This window comes from Thermoprotei archaeon (assembly GCA_038881895.1).
GTDB lineage: Archaea > Thermoproteota > Thermoprotei > Gearchaeales > WAQG01 > JAVZOV01.
The window spans coordinates 162199-184264 of sequence record JAVZOV010000003.1 but is presented as its reverse complement, the minus strand read 5'-3'; the positions used below and the strand labels follow the sequence as shown (position 1 = coordinate 184264).

The 22066-nt window shown below is 37.8% G+C and carries 26 protein-coding genes and 1 tRNA gene; 9 read left to right on the top strand and 18 right to left on the bottom strand.

Going from position 1 to position 22066, the window contains the following annotated elements; translation table 11 throughout:
- Nucleotides 1–126 precede the first annotated feature (126 nt).
- From QW128_06360 to QW128_06340, 5 genes are all read right to left on the bottom strand, one after another.
- The gene (locus QW128_06360; GenBank protein MEM3833199.1) at nt 127–333 is read right to left on the bottom strand and encodes a DUF1922 domain-containing protein; all 207 of its coding nucleotides are present in this window, start codon (nt 331–333) and stop codon (nt 127–129) included.
- A complete protein-coding gene (locus QW128_06355; GenBank protein ID MEM3833198.1) occupies nt 333–515 on the bottom strand; it encodes a hypothetical protein in 183 nt (60 codons plus the stop codon). Before QW128_06355 ends, QW128_06360 begins: the two co-directional genes overlap by 1 nt.
- A gap of 548 nt (nt 516–1063) precedes the next feature.
- Entirely contained in the window at nt 1064–2851 is a 1788-nt protein-coding gene (locus tag QW128_06350) for a glycosyltransferase (GenBank protein MEM3833197.1), read from the bottom strand.
- Between the two features lie 127 nt (nt 2852–2978).
- Nucleotides 2979–3668 (bottom strand): transposase, encoded by a 690-nt coding sequence (locus QW128_06345; protein ID MEM3833196.1) that lies wholly within the window; start codon nt 3666–3668, stop codon nt 2979–2981.
- The gene (locus tag QW128_06340; protein MEM3833195.1) at nt 3595–4119 is read right to left on the bottom strand and encodes a hypothetical protein; all 525 of its coding nucleotides are present in this window, start codon (nt 4117–4119) and stop codon (nt 3595–3597) included. The genes QW128_06345 and QW128_06340 overlap by 74 nt, the downstream gene beginning before the upstream one ends.
- Before the next feature lie 39 nt (nt 4120–4158).
- On the opposite strand from QW128_06340, the gene QW128_06335 reads away from it, so the two are divergent.
- Together QW128_06335 and QW128_06330 are read left to right on the top strand one after the other, a co-directional pair.
- Nucleotides 4159–4716, top strand: coding sequence for a mechanosensitive ion channel family protein (locus tag QW128_06335; GenBank protein ID MEM3833194.1), 558 nt, complete (start codon nt 4159–4161; stop codon nt 4714–4716).
- Nucleotides 4717–4995: 279 nt separating this feature from the next.
- Complete coding sequence (locus QW128_06330) at nt 4996–5181, top strand: hypothetical protein (protein ID MEM3833193.1); 186 nt, start codon at nt 4996–4998, stop codon at nt 5179–5181.
- A gap of 182 nt (nt 5182–5363) precedes the next feature.
- Here QW128_06330 and QW128_06325 read toward each other — a convergent pair whose 3' ends face one another.
- The 3 genes from QW128_06325 to QW128_06315 form a co-directional block, all read right to left on the bottom strand.
- Nucleotides 5364–6200, bottom strand: coding sequence for an HAD-IIB family hydrolase (locus tag QW128_06325; GenBank protein ID MEM3833192.1), 837 nt, complete (start codon nt 6198–6200; stop codon nt 5364–5366).
- A gap of 25 nt (nt 6201–6225) precedes the next feature.
- Complete coding sequence (locus QW128_06320) at nt 6226–6393, bottom strand: hypothetical protein (protein ID MEM3833191.1); 168 nt, start codon at nt 6391–6393, stop codon at nt 6226–6228.
- 41 nt (nt 6394–6434) lie between these two features.
- A tRNA-Leu gene (locus QW128_06315) sits at nt 6435–6522 on the bottom strand.
- Nucleotides 6523–6617: 95 nt separating this feature from the next.
- Here QW128_06315 and QW128_06310 point away from each other — a divergent pair.
- Both QW128_06310 and QW128_06305 read left to right on the top strand, forming a co-directional pair.
- A complete protein-coding gene (locus QW128_06310; GenBank protein ID MEM3833190.1) occupies nt 6618–7082 on the top strand; it encodes a hypothetical protein in 465 nt (154 codons plus the stop codon).
- Between the two features lie 16 nt (nt 7083–7098).
- Nucleotides 7099–7851: a flavin reductase family protein gene (locus QW128_06305; protein ID MEM3833189.1), complete on the top strand. Its 753-nt coding sequence runs from the start codon at nt 7099–7101 to the stop codon at nt 7849–7851.
- A gap of 141 nt (nt 7852–7992) precedes the next feature.
- Here QW128_06305 and QW128_06300 read toward each other — a convergent pair whose 3' ends face one another.
- Nucleotides 7993–9006: an alcohol dehydrogenase catalytic domain-containing protein gene (locus tag QW128_06300; GenBank protein MEM3833188.1), complete on the bottom strand. Its 1014-nt coding sequence runs from the start codon at nt 9004–9006 to the stop codon at nt 7993–7995.
- 211 nt (nt 9007–9217) lie between these two features.
- Between QW128_06300 and QW128_06295 the strand changes: the two genes are divergently transcribed.
- Nucleotides 9218–10216 carry an Lrp/AsnC family transcriptional regulator gene (locus QW128_06295; GenBank protein MEM3833187.1) on the top strand — a complete coding sequence of 333 codons (999 nt, stop codon included), beginning with the start codon at nt 9218–9220 and terminating at the stop codon, nt 10214–10216.
- A 119-nt stretch (nt 10217–10335) separates the two neighbouring features.
- Here QW128_06295 and QW128_06290 read toward each other — a convergent pair whose 3' ends face one another.
- Nucleotides 10336–10854 (bottom strand): hypothetical protein, encoded by a 519-nt coding sequence (locus QW128_06290; protein MEM3833186.1) that lies wholly within the window; start codon nt 10852–10854, stop codon nt 10336–10338.
- A gap of 180 nt (nt 10855–11034) precedes the next feature.
- Here QW128_06290 and QW128_06285 point away from each other — a divergent pair, with 180 nt between their 5' ends.
- On the top strand, nt 11035–11166 hold the full coding sequence (locus tag QW128_06285) for a hypothetical protein (protein ID MEM3833185.1): 132 nt from the start codon (nt 11035–11037) through the stop codon (nt 11164–11166).
- Nucleotides 11167–11194: 28 nt separating this feature from the next.
- Entirely contained in the window at nt 11195–12349 is a 1155-nt protein-coding gene (locus QW128_06280) for a transposase (protein MEM3833184.1), read from the top strand.
- Between the two features lie 305 nt (nt 12350–12654).
- Here the strand turns inward: QW128_06280 and QW128_06275 are convergent, their stop codons facing one another.
- From QW128_06275 to thsA, 4 genes are all read right to left on the bottom strand, one after another.
- Nucleotides 12655–13989: a TldD/PmbA family protein gene (locus tag QW128_06275; protein MEM3833183.1), complete on the bottom strand. Its 1335-nt coding sequence runs from the start codon at nt 13987–13989 to the stop codon at nt 12655–12657.
- Entirely contained in the window at nt 13986–15425 is a 1440-nt protein-coding gene (locus QW128_06270; GenBank protein ID MEM3833182.1) for a TldD/PmbA family protein, read from the bottom strand. Before QW128_06270 ends, QW128_06275 begins: the two co-directional genes overlap by 4 nt.
- Nucleotides 15426–15793: 368 nt before the next feature.
- Nucleotides 15794–16168, bottom strand: coding sequence for a DNA-directed RNA polymerase subunit K (locus tag QW128_06265; GenBank protein MEM3833181.1), 375 nt, complete (start codon nt 16166–16168; stop codon nt 15794–15796).
- A 13-nt stretch (nt 16169–16181) separates the two neighbouring features.
- Entirely contained in the window at nt 16182–17849 is a 1668-nt protein-coding gene (gene thsA / locus QW128_06260) for a thermosome subunit alpha (GenBank protein MEM3833180.1), read from the bottom strand.
- Nucleotides 17850–17921: 72 nt separating this feature from the next.
- On the opposite strand from thsA, the gene QW128_06255 reads away from it, so the two are divergent.
- On the top strand, nt 17922–18134 hold the full coding sequence (locus tag QW128_06255; protein MEM3833179.1) for a hypothetical protein: 213 nt from the start codon (nt 17922–17924) through the stop codon (nt 18132–18134).
- Nucleotides 18135–18370: 236 nt separating this feature from the next.
- Here the strand turns inward: QW128_06255 and QW128_06250 are convergent, their stop codons facing one another.
- From QW128_06250 to rimI, 3 genes are all read right to left on the bottom strand, one after another.
- Nucleotides 18371–19525: a transposase gene (locus QW128_06250; protein MEM3833178.1), complete on the bottom strand. Its 1155-nt coding sequence runs from the start codon at nt 19523–19525 to the stop codon at nt 18371–18373.
- Nucleotides 19492–19686 (bottom strand): helix-turn-helix domain-containing protein, encoded by a 195-nt coding sequence (locus tag QW128_06245; protein MEM3833177.1) that lies wholly within the window; start codon nt 19684–19686, stop codon nt 19492–19494. The genes QW128_06250 and QW128_06245 overlap by 34 nt, the downstream gene beginning before the upstream one ends.
- A 100-nt stretch (nt 19687–19786) precedes the next feature.
- Nucleotides 19787–20290, bottom strand: a complete 504-nt coding sequence (gene rimI / locus QW128_06240) for a ribosomal protein S18-alanine N-acetyltransferase (GenBank protein MEM3833176.1) — start codon at nt 20288–20290, stop codon at nt 19787–19789.
- A 72-nt stretch (nt 20291–20362) separates the two neighbouring features.
- Between rimI and QW128_06235 the strand changes: the two genes are divergently transcribed.
- Nucleotides 20363–21373 carry a site-2 protease family protein gene (locus tag QW128_06235; GenBank protein MEM3833175.1) on the top strand — a complete coding sequence of 337 codons (1011 nt, stop codon included), beginning with the start codon at nt 20363–20365 and terminating at the stop codon, nt 21371–21373.
- Between the two features lie 30 nt (nt 21374–21403).
- On the opposite strand, the gene QW128_06230 is transcribed toward QW128_06235, so the two are convergent.
- The gene (locus QW128_06230; GenBank protein ID MEM3833174.1) at nt 21404–21988 is read right to left on the bottom strand and encodes a TATA-box-binding protein; all 585 of its coding nucleotides are present in this window, start codon (nt 21986–21988) and stop codon (nt 21404–21406) included.
- Between the last annotated feature and the right edge of the window lie 78 nt (nt 21989–22066).

Below are 22066 nucleotides of genomic sequence, written 5' to 3'. Positions count from 1 at the left end.
CTCGCCCTTTAAAGGTGAGAGGATGACGGTCTTATTATCTAAAGTCAATAGAGAGAGCAATCTACATGTTTTAATGAGCGAATCTAATTTGTTCATCATTCTCCAAAAGATGATCAAATAGAAAAACTATTTGTTATATTCCTTATATTTTAATTCTTTTAATTTTATTGTATAACGGGTGATTTCATAAGCATCATCTGCACCAGCTAGTATTTTAGCTCTAGAAAGCTCAAACTTATGACCACATTTGCTGCATGTTTTAGTTCTAAATCTAGATTCGACCGCTTGTATTTCACCACAGTTAGGACAGATAACTATAACAAACCTATACATTATTTCACCTCAAGCTTTTTTTCTATAGCTTCCACTCTTTTTATTAGTTCATCAAGCTTTTTATCGATCTTAATAAGTAATTGTATGATTTCCAAATCATAGCCTGTAACACCGAAATGTAATGATTGCGCTGTCATCAACTTCTTTAATAATTCTTCATCACGACGCAAACTTTCTGACATAGACATTCACTAATTATTAGTTTTAGAGACATATAAAAATGTTCAAACCTATAAAATCACATAATAAGGCTCAGCTCTGGTGTCACACATCATCTATTCTGTATTACCAACTCTCTTCATTGCCAATTAAAGAATACTATACCCATTTATTAATTTTTCACAAAGAATTCATGTAAATTGGTATTGAAGGTAAACTAAGCCCAGATGAATATAGGCTGATGAGATGTCCCGAGCTGTAGGTTGAAGGAGAATAAAGACACAATTACTGTGAGAAACCTCCTCCAGAAGCAAAGAAACGTGCCCTCTTCATCCGTTTTAGGGTGAAAGCCCTCATGACACGAGAAGGGAAGAACTAGCTACGAAAGTTAATACCTAGTTCAGAACGGCGATGATCTTGTGGTGATTGACTAGGTTCGCGACATTCGTCGTAGAATTCTCTTTAGGCACGCACACTCAGCTTTTTAGAATGGTAGCGACTTCTGTTGCTCGCTGTAGTAAAATTAGCGAAGTCTATGTTTTCAAATATGACTGCGTACTTCGTTTGTGAATTATTCTCTTTTTTCTTTCAGAAGTTGTCCGTTTTGAATGCTCCTTATAAAGGTTATGGCTTCCTGAAATTTGCGCGGCAGATACAACGAACCTATTCCAGGCCCTCGAAGAACGAATCCAGTTCTTGATTGGACTGTAAATGCAATAATCGCTATTAGAAGGGGGATTATAGGGATGATGTCCAAGAATGGAGATTGCAGGAATGCATCTCCAAGGAGAAAGCGTATTAACTGTTCAAGACTCGATATGAAAGCCCTCGAAAAAATTGATCTTAAAAAGGGCTTAATAAAAAAGAGGAGAGAAATCACTAAGCCTACTACAAGAGTTTTCCATGGATATCTTCGCATGTACTCTATTGACGAGATATTTACATAAGGGACTTCGGTGACCTTTCTAGAAACGATACCTCTTCTGATGAAGAGCCTTTGTCCTGTAGCTACCACTCCCCAACTTCCCGATGACCAGCTCCTCAAAACGTGCTCCGGCTCGCCTAGAGTAACGCGAGCCTCGCTCGGGATCTTAGTTAAGCCTCTTTCTTTGATTAACTCTTTGGTTATAGCTTCATCAAGCTCCGCTACCAGCTTTGATATAGTTAGACTCATTGCCTTTTTTTTGGCGTTAGATGAGAGTGTATTCCAAAGGGTCGGATTATCAACTAGTCTAATAATAGCAGCTGCTGCGCCTTCTATATCATCCGGTCCATTTACGTGAATACCTTCTACTCCGTTTCGAATAAGCCATGCTTGCCCCCCAACTGCTGAGGTGATTACTGGAACGCCCAAGTACATGAATTCAAGTTGAGTTAACCCTAACGCTTCTAGCCGACTCAAGATGATATTAAGGTAAGAAGCTTTGATAAGTAGCACTTTCTCTTGCTCACTTATTTCGCCAAGGTAAGTTACATTCGGTAAACTGTTAGCTGTTTTAATGACTTTTTTGGCATAAGGCGAATCACCTCTTCCGGCTATGACAAAGTGTACGTCTTTCCTTTCTTGAAGCTTTTCAGCTACCTTTAAGACCGCCAGGGGGTTCTTACGCTCCTCAAGGCTTCCAAGGTAGGATACTATTTTTGTGTTCTCTTTGATTTTAAGTCGTTTAAAGAAGCTTTTGACATCGACATTTGCATAACGTAGAAACATTTCATCATCAACGCCACCTGGAAACAGGAAACATTTCTCGGCTTTAGCACCCATCTTAACTTTGGCTTCCCTCTCCAGAGGTGTTACAACAAGAATAAGATTAGCAGTTGAAAAGATCTGTGGAAGTGTGAGCCTGTTCCAGGAGATTCTGAAGGATCGTTCGATTAAAGAGTATCTTTTGGGTGAGGGCTCTTGGAAATGAGACATATGACAGAACACAAGAGGGTCTTGATATCCACCTATATTCTTCATCTCACGCCGCCATTCTATAAACTTGGCAACTTCTTCCGGGCCATTCCACAAAGTGCTGTGAGTAATAAGGACATCAAGCTTGAACCTGTTAACAATTCTTTCCAACGTCGAAATAAAATCCCTGAAGAATATGCGTCGAGGGGGCCATCCTACAACATAACTGTCCACGCGGATTATAGGTATGCCAAGTTCTTTGTCTTCTGTATACATATACCCTCCAATTTTTCTCAAGTTCTCTTGCGAAACCACTTCCATTCCATCATGATAGATGCTGGTGATAAGATACGCTTTATGTCCAAGCTTAATGAATTCACGTACCATTCTCTGAGCAACTAACTCTTGTCCCTTGCTATTACTTGTCTGATACATTATAACTCCTATTCGCTTCCTTAGCATCCTTTAGCTCACCTCAAAGTTTCTCGCAAAATAATTTACTGTTTTGAAGGTTAAAAACCTATTTTATAGGAGATTAAGGAAACAAATCAATGTAGAGAGGAATTCAACAGCGAATAAGCTAGAAGATTTAGACTGTATTGCAAGAACAATTAATTCTTATATGTTGACACTCTCCACGGCTGAAGCCGGGAGATTCTCGGTTCGTTGGGCTTTCATATACCTTCATCCTACCAAGTTCGGGGTGTGTCAACTCACCCCCTGGCATGAGCATATAGCTCATGCCCCGCTTAAGGATGTTCATTGCTCCATTATAGTCTGCATGACATTCATAGCCACAATTTTGGCATTTGAAGAGGCTTCCGACTCGAAGCCCCCTATGTCCGCATTTATGGCATAGCTTTGAAGTGTTCCTCTCGCTTATCTTAACGACTTTGATTCTGCGCCATCTCGCCTTATACTCTATGAATTGGCTCAGCCTATAATATGGGAATCCGTTGTTGAGCTTTCTTTTGAAGGTCCTACCTCTGCCGTTTCGTCTTATGCCCTTGAGTTTTCCAAGAACTATCATGGAGTCGTTCGCCAAAGCTTCGTTGACTATGGATCTGCTAACCTTATGCAGGATATCGCTAACCACTCTTCTCTCTTTACGCCCAATCTTCTTTATGGTTCTGTAGGCCCTCTTTAAAGCTAAAGACCTTCTAAGGTAGAAGAATCTAAGGTAGAAGAAATGCCCCTTAACCCTCCTAAGCTCCCTTCCATAGAACTTCGGTTTTGGATTGCTTGAGTTGACTGTTGTGGCTATCCATCGTATCCCCATCTATAGCTAAAGCCGACTTAGGGTTTCTCTCCTTGACTTCCCTCTCAACGGTTATGTAGACGAACCATTCACCTTTTCGCCTAACGATTTTTGCCTCTCTGCAAACCATGTCATCAGTTATTGGTTCATGGGTCTTTATAGGGACGTTTATTCCGCCTCTAACCCCATAAATTGGAATCTTGAGCCAATAAGGCGTCAGCTTGGTGTCAGCCCTATAGACATCTCTCCTCAGGATTAGCGGATATTCTTTTCCTTCCTTTGGCTTGCCAATTCGCCTCAGAAGTCTATCGGCTTGCTGTCGAGTAGCAGAATAAAGTGGAACAAACTTGTCTCCATGCAAATAGCGTTGCCAATTCTCGTATTCCCTTCTAAGAAGCTCTTCTTTACCTTTCCGAAGCTCAAGAATCTTTGCCTTAATGGTTTTCTTAGCCTTCATGAGCGACTCGCCCATAGAAAAATTAACTGACAAGCATTTAAACGCATTCATCCCATGATTTTAATCATGGGCTTTCTGCTACGTCTCTGTAACATCTTCTCGGGACTGATGTTAATCGCATCCCGACCATTCCACATCGGTGATAGGATAGCGCTAATCACGTGGCAATACGGCAAGTTCCCACCCTCACTCTCTCACGGATGGTTGGAGCCCAGCTACACCGGATACGTGAAAGAGATCACGTTGGTGTACACCAAGATTCTGACCGATTCGAATGTTCTAGTCACGGTTCCTAATGGGATTGCGTCACAATCTCTTATTTTAAATCTTAGCCACGATGAGCATAGTCACGTCGGAACTCAATTCGAGGTCCCTATACACGTAGATCCCGACGAGCTACACAAAAGCCTAAATTCCCAACTATCTAGAATGCCAGACTTCAAAGGAGAGGAAGAGAGTTTCGAACTCCTAGATATATCTCCATCCGCATACATTGTGGAGGTTACCTACAAAGTTAACAAAGATTCTGAAAGAGACATGAAAACGTTCTTACTCAGAGCAATTCGATTGGCCCTTACAAGCACTTACGAGAACAATGTGAAACAATCGTAAAGGTAAAAACAGAAAACGCATAATAGAGGATTGAATATTTTGGTCTTGAGAATAAAGATCGTTACAAAAAAGGATTAGGCATCGTTCAGGAATGTGGTCATGCAGATAAGGAAAGCTCTGAGCAACCGCTATAATTGTACAATTTACGGCCAAACTAAAGCAAAACCGGAAGAAGGCTTCTGTTTATAGGTGCAGTTCTCCATTAAACCCTCAATCTTAAGCGATTTTCTTGAGTGAAGTTGCATGGTTTTCTATGGGACAACGGAAGGACATAGCATTATGGATGAGCCAAGCCTCAGGATTGCAAAGAAGATTAAAATTGTAACGGTTAGCAACTTTGTTAAACAAATGCTTGAAGAGATAGGAATTCCTGTAGCTGGTGTTCCGATTTGGAAGCCGGTGATTAGCCATGGATGCTCTACCATTCAACTATTGGGCAAAGCGGGTCCTCGTGCCTTTAAGTAAAGGGTTTAACTTTGCGAATCAGGTACTTTTCAAAATGTACAATGTATTGGGCTGAAGACTTAGCTCACGCTATGTTAGAACTAGTCACGAACCAAAAACTTGTAGCTAAGATGCAGAAAATATAGAATGGGAAAAACATAGCTGGAGCATGAATAGGTTTTATCCAAAGCTCTTAGACTACTTCACTTGAATCTTCTTCGTCGAATGTATTGAATTGCTTCGGTTCTATGCAGAATCATAGGCAATTTTGGGCTAAAGCGAAAACTATTCTTCAAGAGGTCACTGAGAAAGGCGGCCACATCTTCGAATTTCACGAAGTACTCACAAATAAGACTCTCCGGCGTTTCTTCATGTATTACCCCTACAGCAATATCTGCCACTTGAAAAGCGGCATTATCAACTATCGAATCACCCATGTATAAAATACCATTGCGCAAACCAAGTTTCTGCTTCAATTTTAATAAGGCTTTACCCTTGTTAACAGGGCATGGAAAAACGTCAAAAAAAGGTTGTCCTTCATATTTAATCGTGACTATGGGTAATGTTTGAAAGTAAGAAATCATCTTCAAAGCTATTTCTTCTGCTTTACATCTGTTTTTGGCATGTCGCCAGTCAACAGAAAAAGCTACGGTAACTCCCTTAGAATCTCGCTTCTCTTCAATTACCAAGTCATCACCAGAAAGACTCTTTGCATATTCTAACGCAGTTATCAAATACTTTGTCATTTTTGTTAGGCAAGATACCCTAGTCACCACATTACCAATCTTAATTTCCAACCCTCCCAACCCAGACCATGCATGAGCAAAGGGAGTTCTTTTGGTCACAAACGATAGGTCCTTAGTAGTTATTATGGCTACTGGTATTTGTTGGCTGATTTTTTGAAGAACCGCCATGTTTTCTGAAGACACCTTAGATTCGGATCTAAGAACCTTTAAAGGACTTATTGTACCATCATAGTCTAGGAATAACGCTTGTACTTGGACTTCAGTTTGATACCTTTTTTTCAAGGTAACATCCACCTGCTTGACTATGGTTTTCTTTAGATTAATATTGAATCTCCTTACACCCTACAACAAACTTCGAAATTGAGACTCCAGCTTTTTCAGTCCACCATTTCCACTCAACAATCTCTAAAGAAGGCAAATAAACATAAACAGCCCAATTCTTAATAGTCTTTGCCTTTCCTCTATCCGGATTCACCAAACACACCATAATAAAATATGGTCTCATATATTTAAAAATTATCAGTAAATTGGTGCGGGGGGTGGGATTTGAACCCACGCAGCGCTAACGCACAGGCGCCTCAGGCCTGCACCTTTGACCTGACTCGGTCACCCCCGCCTCTTTTTAATTATTCTTTAACTCTTTAATATTTTCTTTGGTTATTTTGATCATGTTTTTATAGATTGGAAGATTTTTTCTTGTTGGTGTGGGATATGAGGGTTGTGCAGGATAGTAGGTTAGCGTCTGAGCTTATAGATTTACTGGTAAAAGAATTGGATCGCGAAGACATTATAGGATTAGCTAGAATGCCAGAACCTAAAGTTGAAGAAAAATATCGAGAGGTTCTAAAGCGGGTTTACGAATCAGTTGGCATGTGTATGGCATCAGTATGGATCGAGTTCTCTGATGGTTCAAAAAGATTCTATGTGTTTCTAATAAGAGCTAATGTAACTGATGGTATGGAGAACTATTTAAGCAATGGGGGTACTGTCGAGGGGTATTTGGTGGAGGTAAAAGGAAAGGAGGTTAGTCACGTTAACTTTGCGCCGTTTTCATTTTCTAAGGTTGCGGACGCTTTTGTTAAATTTGATGAAGTTGGTGATAAATATAGAAAAGTGGAAACGAGGGTTGTGATGAGAAGAGCTTTAGAAAAAGAAAAGTCTGAAGAATTTTCATGAAATCTGGTGAAAACACATGGTATGGAGTGAAGTTGATAGGAGTAAGAGTATACATTTTTTATATCCTTTACAATCTGTAGTAATAACATCGGCGTGGGGTAATTTTATAGATGCAATGGTCGCAGTTTGGAGTATACCATTATCATATAATCCTCCTCTTGTAGGCATCGCTATAGCTCCTGAACGATTTAGTTATAGATTAATTACAAACTCTGGAGCATTTGCTGTAAACTTGTTACCGTTTGAATATTCTGAAAACGTAAACTATTTAGGCAGTTTTTCAGGAAGATACGTGAGAGATAAGATCTCTAGGGCAAAATTAACTATCATGCCTGGTAAAAAACTAAAAGTACCAGTAATTGCAGAAGCATCTGGAGTGGCAGAATGCGCAGTTAAAAGGCAAATAGAACTTGGTGATCATGATCTTTTCGTTGGTGAAGTCATTATTGCATACGCTGATGAACGTTTTGACAATTACTGGAAGCTAGAACTATTCAAACCTCTCCTTTACCACGGCACATTACTTACAAATGGAACTAAGAGGATTTACGTCACGATTGATCCTCATGCAATACAATTACCTTATGAACAAGGTCCGGAGAAAAGAAGCAAAGATCTAAATAGAATACTTGAAATCGCTAAAGAACTCAAGGACAAAAATCAATTAGATAAACTAATTGAACAAGCATCTAAAGAACTCGAAATAGACCCAGAAGATGTAAAATTATTAGTTGAACAGCTACGAAGAAACGGAAAAATAAAAATTTAGATCAATATAAGATCAAAGTACAATAAAACATTACAGCAATCTATAAAGTTTTATCACGTTAAGAAAAATGTAAAACAAAATATAGTATTTTATAGCATTATACATAAGTTAATTTGAAATTTTAAGAAAGTATTTTAAAGATTATGGAAGTAATACAGCTCGTCCTCTAACTTCATTTCTCTTAAGTTTATAAAGTACATCGTTTGCTTCTATGAGGTTATGATTTTCAACCTTTATCTTTATATCACCTTGAGAAGCTATCTTTAGAACTGCTCGCATTTCTGCTCTGCTACCTATCACGCTTCCTTTAATGATGTGTTCGGCATAGAATTTGAAGTTATGAATGTTTCCACGTACACCTATCACTATGATACCTCCTTTTTTAGTAACTTGCATAGCTTGTTGTATTACATCATCAGAAGGTGCGAATACAATAGATGTATCAGCAAACCCAACACTCTTGAATACTTTTATAGGATCCTCTTCTAATGGTGAAACAACATAATGAGCGCCAACCTCTTCAGCTATTTTAAGGTGATCTCTGCTTCTACTAACAGCTACAACTTTCGCACCAGAAAGTTTAGCAAACTGTATTGCAATATGTCCTACTCCTCCCACACCAAATATACCGACCACTTTGCCTGGTGAGGCGTCACTTAATTTCACAGCTCTGTAAGCTGTAACTCCAGGACAGAAAAGTGGTGCAGCTTCATCATCACGCAAATTATCCGGTATTTTGTACACATGCCGGGCGACAGCTTTCATATATTCTGCATAACCGCCATCAACAGTCTCACCAGTAATTTGCGCTTTTATGCACAAATTTTCTCTGCCACTTAAACAATATTCACATTCATCACATGTATCATAAAGTGGTTGCACACCAACACGTTCACCAACATGAACATTTTTAACGTTTTTACCAACTTCTTCAACAATTCCAACAACCTCATGACCTGGAATAATGGGCAATTTTGCAGGAACCCCTACATCAATCCAATCACCTTCAATCATATGCAAATTAGACCTACAAACCCCACACGCCTTTACCCTCATTAAAATTTCATTATCATTAATGATAGGCAGTTTCGTTTCTTCATACCGCAATGGACGTGTTTCAATTGGTGCAGGTTTATATAAAAGCATAGCTTTCATAAAAATCACCTCTTTATATCACTCACAGTTAGATTTAAAATTATCCATTAACATCATTTTATCAATTCTTAACGATAAATGTTAATATTTTTTGCTTTATTAAAATCTTTAAACAATGATTAAATCAACTTTTCGTTGTTAACTTATTGTTTTATACATTGGTTACATCATATTTTAATAGTAAGTCTACAGTTACTCTTATGTGAATCGAATGTCTAATAGCAGTTTTCAGAAAGAGGAGATCAGTGATCTTGAGAAAGATGTGATAATGGCACTTGAATACGATTTTCCGTTTACTGAAACACCTTACATTGATATAGCTTCAAAGCTTAATATTCCATTTACTACTATGATCGATATTTCTAGGAAATTAATCAATGCTGGTATTATAAAGAGGATAGGATTTAACGTAAATTACAAAGCTTTTAACAAGGTTGCGGCGTTGGTTGCTGTGAGAGCCCATGGAGAAACTCTAGATAAATTAAAGTCCATTCTAAAATCTGATAAAGAAGTCACTCACAATTATGTGCGAAATCACCCCTATTACAATGTTTGGTTTGTTACTAAAAGAAAGAGTGTTAAGGAATTGTTAAACGACACTGTTAATATCATGAAGAATCTGAGACTAACTAATGATGATTATCTCATTTTGCTTGGTAAGAGAACATATAAATTATCTGTTAAGTTTGATGTAAAAAACGGGGTTTCATGGAGCCAGCCAGATTTATTACCTGAAAAAATACCAAGCATTGAAGAGTTCAACATAAGTAAAGAAATGATTAAAGAGCTAGCCAGAGGCATACCTCTTGAAGAAAGACCTTATAAGAGCTTTGCTATAAAATATGGTCTTAAGGAGAATGAAATAGTCTCAATCCTTCACGAACTCTACTTAAAACGTGTTATCAGAAACGTCGGAGCAACTTTAGAAGGGTCGCGTGCTGGCATACTTTATGATGGCATGGTCGTGCTGAAAGGTGATGAGAAAGTATGTGAGAAAATAGCCTTGAATATTCCTGAGGCCACTCATGTAGTATATAGAGTGCCACTTAACGGAGAATGGGAATATCCAGCATATTTTATGACACATGCCAGAACAAAAGAGCAAATCGAACGTATTGCAAGAGATGCTAATAATATTACTGGCGCTAGCGGTTACATGGTACTCTATAGCCTTGAAAATTTAAAACCATCCTATCATGTTATTGAATAAACCATTGTTTAATTCAAAAAAAGTAATCACATGAATGATTGTCAATAGGCTTATGTGTGAGTATTTGGATGATGATTTTGAATGATTCACTATCAAGAGGACTTATACGCTCATAGTGATTATTCGCTATTTATATTTGAGAAGAACCATTGCGCATTTGGTAATTCTTTTTCTTTTGGTGTAGTTTTTTGAATCAATTTTCTAGATAACAATGTTGCAGTTGATTCTGGTCTTTTTCTTCCTCGTGATTTATTTAAGATTTGTGGAAGTAAGAGCTTTTCCACGTAAACCTCTGAGATTGGACATACCTCAAGACATATGTTACAACTTTTACAACGATTTGATATTATGTTGGGTTTATTTGATGTGAACACGATTGCACTTGTTGGACACCATGTAGCACAATTATAACAGTTCACACAATATGGCCATCTTATTGCAATTTTTAAACTTTTGATTGTTATCTCCTTTAAATTTACATCGTTATTTATTTTTGTGAGTGTAATGGTATTATTATTTATTTCACCTTTAAATGAGTTCGATGACATTTCAATGACTTCTTTAGTAGTTATTGTAGCATTAAGTATTTTAGATTGATGAGTAATGTTTTCAAGTATTAGTGGGCCATAAACTTTCAATGTAATTTTGTTACTTTTTCATCATAACCAATAGAAATATTTGATCGTTTAGTGCGCTCTTTTCTCCAATCAGATTTTTTAATGTTAAGGTATTGTTCCAATCTTCTTCCGCCTAGCGCCGTTGTCAGCAGTTTCGAGACGGATAGGTTTAAATAGAGGTTGATTACTTTATTCTTAACGATGTCTGGAGATTACGAAGAACTGCTTAGACCAAAGGATGTTGCAAAGATATTCAACATCTCAGTTAAGACTCTTTGGAAGTGGCAAAGGAAAAGTATTATTAGGGCAGTTAACTTCCAACTGGTAAGCTGAGATATCCCAAGAGCGAAGTTGAGAGGCTATGGAAGCAGTTAAGAGCTACAGGATCCCAGTAGATGTTCCAAAAGATTTAATCGAAGAATACTTCAAAGTTAAGCAGAAGGCTTTAGACGCAATCTTCTCGCACGTTAAAATTTCTAAGAAGGCTCACCTCAACTTGAAAGCTGAGGATAGGAAAAGGCTTAGGGATGAATTGCTACGGGAGTGGAAATACTCAAAGCATTACGTTGATTCAGCAATGAACTCCGTCATCGGATTGGTTAAGGGCTGGATAACGCTCTACAATAGGGGGAGGGCGAAGGAGCCTCCTAAGATAACTAAGAGGACAGTCTACATTAAGAGCACGCTCTTCAGCTTCAGAAACGGCATACTGAGGATAAGCATTGAACCGAACAAGCGGTATCTTGAGGTCGACTTAAGAAAGTGTTCGTGGATCCCAAAAGACTTTGATAAAGTCGGTGGGCTACTTATGACTGAGAAGGAGTTAATAATCGTGATTAAAAAGGAAGTGGAGCTAAAAGCGGAAGGTTGGGCTTCCTTCGATGTGAACTTAACGAACATAACAGCATTCATAGACGGGAAGATAGAGCGCTATGACTTGAGGTGGCTTTACCACATTCATAGAGTTTATGAGGTAAAGCGACAGAGGATACAAAAGTTATCTAAGATTAAGCCTCTAACATCAAAGAGACTATTAGAGAAATACTCTAGACGTGAGGGGAATAGAGCTAAAGACTTCATGCACAAACTAACCACGCACATTGCGGGGGAGCTCAAGGAGAAGAACTGCGGAGCGATACTTGAAAACCTGAAAGGTATAAAGGGGCGAATCCTCAACGGCTCGAGGAAAAATAATAGAAAGCTCTCGAAGTGGAGCGCAAGAGCATTTCAGTTCATGCTCGAATACAAGCTTAAATGGCTTAATTTACCAGTGAAATACGTTAGCCCAGCCAACTCATCTAAAACCTGCCCAGTCTGCTCAGGAAGCATGGCTTCCTATCTGGGCAGGATAATGAGATGCGAAAAGTGCGGGTTAACGATGGATAGGGATGTTGTAGCGGTGTTGAACCTTCAGATGCGGGGAGAAGGGTTCTCCCCGAGAGCCCTCAATGAAATAATCGAGGGGGAAGGGTTAAGTAGGAATGAAAATAGCAATTCACTATGCATTCCTACTTAACCCAGAACCCTCTGGATTTAACCATCTCCATAAATGGTATTTATTCCATTCTTCTGGCATTTCTAATTTTTGTCGCTATATCTTTAGAATTTGTGACCATTTATTCCATAATTCTGGGCGCGTCCTCCGAATTAATTGATATTCTGCGATATTTGCTGCACAGTGAAGTTTCCGTTGGAACATTGCAATTAGGGCACCAATACTTTCTAATTTTGAAAGGTCATACATTTTTTTTCTCATCAATATCACTCTCTACATGTTAACTACTAAGAATGAGCATAAACTAAAAAAATTGTTTATGAGATTCACTTAACTGATTTAGTGTAATTTACATCTTTTACTATCGCTACTGGTACTAAAGTTGGTGTTTGCACTTCCCACCATAATATTGTGTGTTGTTTGTTACCTAATGCCTGTATATTACTAAAAATTCTGAGCATATTATCACTTAATCTTAATCCTCTTATGGGATATTTGATTTCACCATTTTCTACATAGAATGCGGCATCCCTTAGTATGGCTGAGAAATCCCCTTGAATATAGTTTTGGTATCTATGGTACCAACTATTGGTTACATAGACCCCTTTCTTCATTTCTTTGATGGCCTCCTCCTCTCTAAGGTCCCCAGGTTTAACTATAAAACTCCACGCGTGTGGTGAAATCCATCCTGCGTTGCTTGTAGAATTAGTTTTATATTTCATTCCGGTTTTAGTGTTGTGCAAATAAGTTTTTAAGACACCATCCTCCACTATCACATTTTTTCTCGTAGGTAACCCTTCATCGTCAAATCTTCGTGTGATGACAGGAGATTCTAGAGTTCCATCATCAATGAGTGTGAATATATCTGATGCAACTTTTTGACCTATTTTGTTTGCAAAGAATGAAAAACCAGAATCCACAGCAAAAGCTGAAGCAGCCGATCCATAATCTGATACTAAGTTTGCAAATATCATAGGACCAAAGAGAGTATCGTATTTACCTGGTTCTATGCTTCTCGCATTCATCGACATCTTAGCCAACTCTGCAGAAATTTTACCTACCTCTTCAGGATTAAAGTTATCTATCGATGATGCACATGACACCCAGTGTCCAGTAACATCAGAATCTGCAAATGCTCTATTACTTAATTCTATCCTCCATATATCATCAAAGGTCTCTATACCAGTACTCGTGTTTAGGAAAATCTTAAAACGTTTTAAGTTTAAAATCCCTGCATTCCTTTTCGCCCCATACTCTAAACTGGTATTTATTACTCTCTCCACAAATCCTACCAACTCTTTATCGTCTAGATTAAGTAACCTTTTATCAGGTCTTGGCTTTGGTCTGTATTTAAATGTTCCACTTGGTAATGGTGCATATTCTTCTGACTGCTTTGAATACTTTATGGAAGTCATAATTCTTTCAGCAAAATTCTCTAATGCCTGATCTGAAAGATCCTCTAGTCCACCAACGAATACTCTTTTAGAAAATCCTACATATACATCTAACTCTGACCTGTTAATATTGTAGATTGTTGTTGGTTGATTGTTTGCATATCTAATGGTTCTCACATCTTCAACAAGTAACAACGACACTACATCTTCAGCACCATTCTTTCTAAGAATTTGTGTAAATTTCTTGGGTATTTCTCTTAAGCTCATTCTCTCACCCCAACTAGCAAATCTCTTACTCTTATATCTGGTCCTCCTGTCCAGACTGGAACACCTTGCATTGGATCACCTTTTCCACAGGTTGCTGCATCAAAATTTAATTCTTTTCCTACAGCATCTACACTGCTGAACATACCTTGTGTTGTTACTTCAATTACAGGATTTTTTGCTAATCCATTGATCTCACCGTTTTCTATGATATATGACTCAAGACCTACGTATCTTTGATTCCATCTTCTATCATCTATATTCCATTCCATAAAGTTTTTCACATAAACACCAAATTTCACATCTTCTACTAGTTCTTCAAAACTATAGTCGCCTGGTTGAAAGAATGTATTGCTCATTCTTATTATTGGTTCATAATTGTAATCCATTGCCCTAGCAGAACCATTACTTTTGGTTCCAAGTATTGCGGCAGTCTCTCTATTTGTGAGTAGTTCATTTATTATTCCCTCCTTAACTAAATAACGTCTCCTTGCTTGCACTCCTTCATCATCATATAAATAAAATCCATAGGATCCGGGTAATGTAGGGTCTTCAATGATCGTAACATGTTCGCTACCTATTCGAGTCCCAATCTTATCTAACGATATGTAAGATTCACCAGCTTGAGCTCCCTCTCTTCCAAGTATTCTATCTGCTTCACTTGGATGACCAGAAGATTCATGGCATATTAATCCTACCACTTCGCTGCCTAATATCACATCCATACGTTGCATTCTCAGCGGTTTGCTCTCTAAAAGAACACGTTTTAATATTAATGATTCTTCTTCGATTTTCTTTATTAAATTCCAATTTTTTACTAGTTCCCATCCTCCTGAACCACCTAATTGATTCGCCCGTTGAACAATTCCCTTTGAAGGTTCGAATGCAGATACCACATAAAACATTCCAATTCTTGGTACTTCTGATCGAATTTCTGTCCCTTCTGAATTAACATAATATTTTGTAGTTATCCTATCAGAGTACGAGATGAATCGTGTTGGGAATTTCACATCACCCTCTTTGGAGATTATTGTTTTATCAATTTCTTGCAAAAGATTAATCTTTTCTTCAATACCTATATTCGTAAAATTGATACCCCATGGGGCACTCCAAGCCGTTTTGACAGTCTTTTCTTCAGAAAATTTTATGGATTGCTTTCTTATCATAGCTGATGCTTTGGCAAGCTTTATAGCATTTCTAATAGTTCTCCTAATATTTTCTTTATCAAGCATGTTTGTTGACGAGAAACCTAATGCACCATCAACTAACACTCTCACACCAATTCCTTTAGTAGAAGTTAATGCTATACCATCAACAGTCCCATTCTTTAAAAGTATGCTATTCTCTACATTATTCTCAAAACGTACTTCAACGAATGTTATATTCTGTCGTAATGCGTATTCAACAACATATTTCGTAATATCCTCCAAGGAGATCACCTTAATTATACTGTCTATAGTAAAGTAAAAATCTTTCTATCTAATGACTTGATAAATAAATAAAATTTTAAGTAAGTGAGCTTCTCCACGGCTAAAGCCGGGAGCTTCCAGCGTTTGCCTGGAGCTTTACGCTTCCAGTCACATCTGCTGGTTTGCGGGGCTCACAGCTCCGCTATCCCATAGAGCCCATTACCCTATGGGCTATGTTGAAAACCTTCCCTACAACCGTCAACCGAACGTCCTTCTGCACGGAACGTTCAAAATCGATTACTTTGAGGGACTTATTAAATTTTACGCCATTCATCCCACGGTTAAAACGCGTGAGTTTTCTGGCTAACTTTATATAAAAAATGATAAAGTATGATTATTTAACTTTTGGATTTTTCACTTTTTATTATTTTATAGGCCAGTGGTCTCCAAATCTCTTTTAATTTTAATAGTTCACTTGCTTGGATGTACATTGATTTTCCATTTGGCAATTTACGTTTTATCACTAGAGGAAGAACACCCTTTTCGAGCTCTAATTTTGCGATATCCAAGGGATTTTTTACATTAGGAGGCACCTCCACTAATGGAGGTGCGCCCATTGCTAATTGTGTTGCACGAGCTCCTAATATTCGTGCTTTTTCAAAACGTGTAAGGCGAGGAGGCCCAATTATTCTCTCTTTCACTTCTTTCTCTTTCTTACGTGAGCCTGTTTTCTTTTCCTTAAGCGCGGTCTCTGATGTTTGTGCAGTGCTCATTATTTCATGACCCTCAATAGAGTCCGCCGTATTCGCCCATGCCTTTACCTGCTTCTCCTTCCTTCTTCTCTTCTTTCTTTGGTGATGCAGCGATTATGTCATCAATTCTTAGTATCATTATTGCCACCTCTGTCGCTGCTTTGATTGCTTGCGCTTTAACGTTCATTGGGTCCAAAATGTTTAATTTCACCATATCATCTATCTTACCTTTCAGTGCATCGACACCATATACTGTCTCGCCCTTTGCGTGTAGTGCTCTTAACTCTACTAATGCATCTATTGGTTCAAGTCCTGATGTTTCAGCTAATATTATTGGTATGATCTCTAATGCTTCTGCAAATTTCTGAGCAGCAAGTTGTTCTTTTCCACTTAATTTATTGGCGAAATCACGTGCACGTATCGCAAGCTCTATTTCTGCTGCACCACCACCAGCAACAAGTTTTCCTGTTTGTAGTACATTTCTGCATACTGATAAAGCGTCATGTATTGATCTTTCCGCCTCATCGAGTATTAGTTCCGATGCACCCCTCACTAATATTGTTACAGCTTTGGGGTTCTTGCATTGTTCAATGAAGAGCATTTTCTCTTCCGCAACTATTCTTTCTTCTATTAATCCGGCTTCTCCTAGGTCTTTTGGTGAAAGGTCATCTATATTGGTAACTATTCTAGCACCAGTCGCCTTTGCAACTTTCTCCATGTCTGATTCTTTAACCCTCCGCACAGCCATTATGCCCTTCTTCTTTAGCAAGTATTGTGCCACATCATCTATTCCTTTTTGACAAATTAATACATTAGCGCCGCTGGCGGCTATTTTTTCAACCATTTTTTGTAGTACTTTTGTTTCCTCATCTAGGAACGCTTTCATCTGTTCTGGGCTGGTGATATTGATTTTAGCGCTCATCTCTGGCTTCTCTATCTCTAATGGAGCGTTAATCACTGCAATTTTTGCATTTCTGATGAGTTTTGGCATTCCTGGATGAACTACTTCTTTATCTAATACTATGCCATCTATTAACTCCGTCTCTTCTATAGATTTACCTTTTCTTTTCTCGATTTTTATATTATCTAGATCGACTTTGTATTTTACACTTCCTTTTTCATTGACTTCCTTTTCAGCTACCTTTAATATAGCCTTGGCAGCAATTTCAGCTACTTTTTCTCTGTATTCACCTAAAGACTTACTGTAGATTGATGTGATGGCGGTTTTTTTCAACATCTCAACATCTTCTGGATTTACTTTTATGGCTATTCTATCTAATTCTGAGAGAATATATTCCATTGTTTTCCTATAACCATCAATTATAAGCGTTGGATGAATATTTTGTGCCAATAGTTCTTCAGCTTTTTTCAATAACTCACCTGCTAATATTACAACCGTTGTTGTTCCATCTCCAACTTCACTGTCTTGTGCTTTAGCAACCTCTACTAACATTTTTGCTGCTGGATGCTGTACTTCCATCTCCTTTAGTATTGTTGCTCCATCTCCAGTTATTGTTATATCACCAAGACTATCTACGAGCATTTTATCCATACCTCTTGGTCCTAATGATGTTTTTAGTGCCTCTGCTAACGCTTTTGCTGCTGCTATATTTACATCATGCGCTTCTCTACCAATCGTTCGTTTCGTTCCCTCTTTCAAAATTAACACAGGAATACCAGATACAGACGCAGATTCTGCCATGTTTTCATCACCTCTAGAACCTAAATTTGTAAAACACAAAGGAATATATAACGTTTATCCCTTTTTAAAAATATGCAACAAGACATTGACACAAAAGCAGTACTTTATGTATTAATCATTTCAGCATTAGCTGCAGGAATCGTTCTTCTCACCCAAGCATTTTATAACTCTCTGGATAAAGCATTTGTATTTTTTGTATTCATAATACCTTTATTGATTATACTTATATCAGTAATATTAATCCGAAAAATTAATGCTATCAATAGCGCTCAGATAAAGGGATGAGCTGCTCCACGGCTGAAGAGGGGTTTCCAGCGTTTAGGATAAGGTTTTACGCTTCCGGTCACTTGGTTTGAGGTGCTCGCAGCTCCACTATCTCATAGAGCTCATTACCCTATGGACCTATGTTTACTGGAACAAATTTAATGAATTAACATTATGCTTAAACTTTTGCACATTCCAAAGTTAAATCTCTAGGCTTTCTAGGCTCCCATCTATATAAAACGTCTTAGGGTTCTGAGTTAAGTAGGAATGCATAGTGAATTGTTATTTTCATTCTTACTTAACCCTTCCCTCTCGATTAATTCGTTGAGGGCTCTTTGGGTGAACCCAATTCCCCGCATCTGAAGGTTCAACACCGCTATGATATCTCTATCCATTGTTAGCCCGCATTCTTTGCACCTCATTATCCTGCCCAGATAGGAAGCCATGCTTCCTGAGCAGACTGGGCAGGTTTTAGATGAGTTAGCTGGGTTAACGTATTTTGTTGGTAAATCAAGCCACTTCAGCTTGTATTCGAGCATGAACTGGAACATCCTCGCATTCCACTTTGAGAGCTTTCTGTTATTTTTTCTTGAGCCGTTGAGGATTCGCCCCTTTATACCTTTCAGGTTTTCAAGTATTGCTCCGCAGTTCTTCTCCTTGAGCTCCCCCGCAACCTGTGTGGTTAACTTGTGCATGAAGTCTTTAGCTCTATTCTTCTCACGTTTAGAGTACTTTTTGAGGAGTTTTTTAGAGGTCTTCGGCTTAAACTTCATGAGTTTTTGTATCCTCTGTCTTTTAACCTCATAAACTCTGTGAATGTGGTAGAGCTCTCTTAAGTCATAGCGCTCTATCTTCCCGTCTATGAATGCTGTTATGTTCGTTAAGTTCACATCGAAGGAAGCCCAACCTTCCGCTTTTAGCTCCACTTCCTTTTTAATCACGATTACCAGTTCACTTTCAGTCATAAGTAGCCCACCGACTTTATCAAAGTCTTTTGGGATCCACGAACACTTTCTTAAGTCGACCTCAAGATACCGCTTGTTCGGTTCAATGCTTATCCTCAGTATGCCGTTTCTGAAGCTGAAGAGCGTGCTCTTAATGTAAACGGTTTTTTTAGTTATCTCAGGCTTACCTTCAGCTTTCCCCCTATTGTAGAGCGTTATCCAGCCCTTAACAAGCCCTATGACGGAGTTCATTGCTGAATCAACATAATGCTTTGAAAACCTCCAGTCTTTCAGCAACTCATCTCTAAGCTCTCTCCTATCCTCAGCTTTCAAGTTAAGGTGAGCCTTCTTAGAAATTTTAACGTGTGAGAATATCGCATCTAAAGCCTTCTGCTTAACTTTGAAGTATTCTTCGATTAAATCCTTCGGAGCTTCTACTGGGACCCTGTAGCTCTTAATTGCTTCCATAATCTTTCAACTTCGCTCCTCGGGTAGCGGAGCTTGCCAGTTGGGAGTTTAACTGCTCTAATAATGCCTTTCCTTTGCCACTTCCAGAGCGTTTTAACTGAGATGTTGAATATCTTTGCAGCATCCTTTGGTCTAAGCAGTTCTTCGTAATCTCCAGACATCGTTAAGAATAAAGTAATCAACCTCTATTTAAACCTATCTATTCCGAAACTGCTGACAACGGCATTAAAATTGTGTTAAAAATAAAAAATAAAAGTGTCTTTATGATAATAAATTTTTTAGGTTGAGTGACATAACATAAGCGTCTTCACCATCAGAATAATAACCATGTATTCGGCGAACTATTACGAATCCTAACGATTTATAGAGTGTTATCGCTGGTTCATTTGTGACTCTTACCTCTAAATAAACCTCATCTGTTCCTCTTTTTTTCATACTTTCTATTGACATTTTCATCAACATCCGTCCTAATCCTTTACGTCTGTGTTCTGGCAGTACTGCTATAGATATTACATGACCTTTTCTAGCTGGTTTAGGTATACGCTTAGAAAAATCTGATATGCCGTATTCTAATCTGCACATTATATAACCTACTATGGAGCCATTAAGTTCAGCGACATAAAAGAGATCCGGATAATCCCTTAAATGGATATAGAAAAATTCTGTTGTGTAATTTTCTGGTAATGTCCTTAAGTTGATGTTTATTACTGACATTATATCATCGGGCGTTGCATTCCTTACAATGTAATCCCCGATCCTAATCAAATTAGGTCACTTTTAAACAACGTTATTAATAAGATAGTTATAAATTTATTTGGGGCCAGCTTCGTGGAAGGTGTGAGTGAAAATATAGTCAATGAGGTGAAAAATCGCTTCAACGTGGAGTCTGTATATGTAGAGAATAATGTATTACGTTTTAGCATATCACCAACACCTAATCTTGACAAACAATTTAAAGAATTAGTTGAGGCATTAAGAAAAATTAATTATATAGCTATTCTTAAAAGTGATGCTAAAAGTTTAAGAATAGATATCGCTCCATATGTATGGCCAAGCAGTAGTTTATGGAAACGTGATTTAATTATAACATTAATCTCACTAGGAGCTACACTATCAACAATATTTTATGCGGGATTATTGTTAAGTAAGTATGAAAGATCAACAGCGCTTCTTTATACCTTTGCTATGATACTCATAATTGGGCTTCATGAGATGGGACATTTTATAGCTGGAAGAGCTATGGGTGTTAAAGTTTCGACACCGATATTCATACCTGGTTTGCCTCAAATTGGAGGAACTTTTGGAGCTGTTATAAGATTACGTGAGCCGATTATTGATTCGAAATCACTTTTAATAGTTGGTTTTAGTGGACCATTAGTCAGTTTCATCCTCTCAACAATAATAGCATATATAGGTCTTTCGTGGTCACAGCTTGCACCTTCACAACAAGTTCAAGGAGTCTTTCTTCCTTCATCACTCCTTCTATACGCTCTAGGTTATCTAATATTCGGCTCAGTACCACAGAACTACATCATAGTATTGCATCCAGTCGCTTTTGCAGGTTATATCGGCCTTTTAATAACAGCTCTAAACCTTACTCCCATAGGACAACTTGATGGTGGGCATGTTTTCAGAGCATTCCTCACTAGGCGCTCGTTCAGAATTGTTTCGTTAGTTTTCATTTTCTTATTACTAATAATTGGATATTGGGGAATGGCAATCATTGCACTTTTTATAATGGAAAATCCTGGTGCACTAAATGATGTGAGTAAGCCACATGGTATAGAATTATTAATACTAGTGTTTGCAGTAATAATATGGGTTTTATCTATTGCTATAATGATCTAAAAAAGAAATCATCTAAAAATAGAAGCATTTTTATGTCTCTAACAATACTCCTAGCTCTTTAAGTTGATTATAGACTCTTTCTACAGCTATTTTTACATCTTCTTCATGTTTTGCGCCTGTACATACCATATTCCCGGAGCTAAAGATTAGGAGAACAACTCTTGGTGAATCCATTCTATAAATGAGTCCTGGAAATTGTTCAGGTTCATACATAGAATTCTCCAGTAAGAATGCTGCCTTTTCTAAATTTACTTCGGCATTAAGACTCGCAGAAGCCACAACATTTTGTATTTGTATTCGTGGTTCAGAAAGCAATTGAACACCTTTTGATTTAAGTTTTTTTATTATAATCTCAACTGCCCTATATACCTCTTTTTCAGATTTTGCACCAGTACATACCATTTTTCCAGAACTAAAAATCAATGTAGCAGTCCTCGGCCTTTTTAATCTAAACACTAATCCTGGAAATTGTTCAGGTTTATAATCAACTTCATCACTCATTGATTTTGCAACAGCATTTAAATCTATTATTTGATTTAATGACACAGACGCTACCACATTTTCTATTTTATAATGATAACCTTTTTTTCTTTCCGGCAAATTTAATCTAAACATCCTTTGCACCTAAATAAAATATTTATATACCTTTACATATAAACCTTTACTTAAAAACAATAATACTTTAATCTAAAA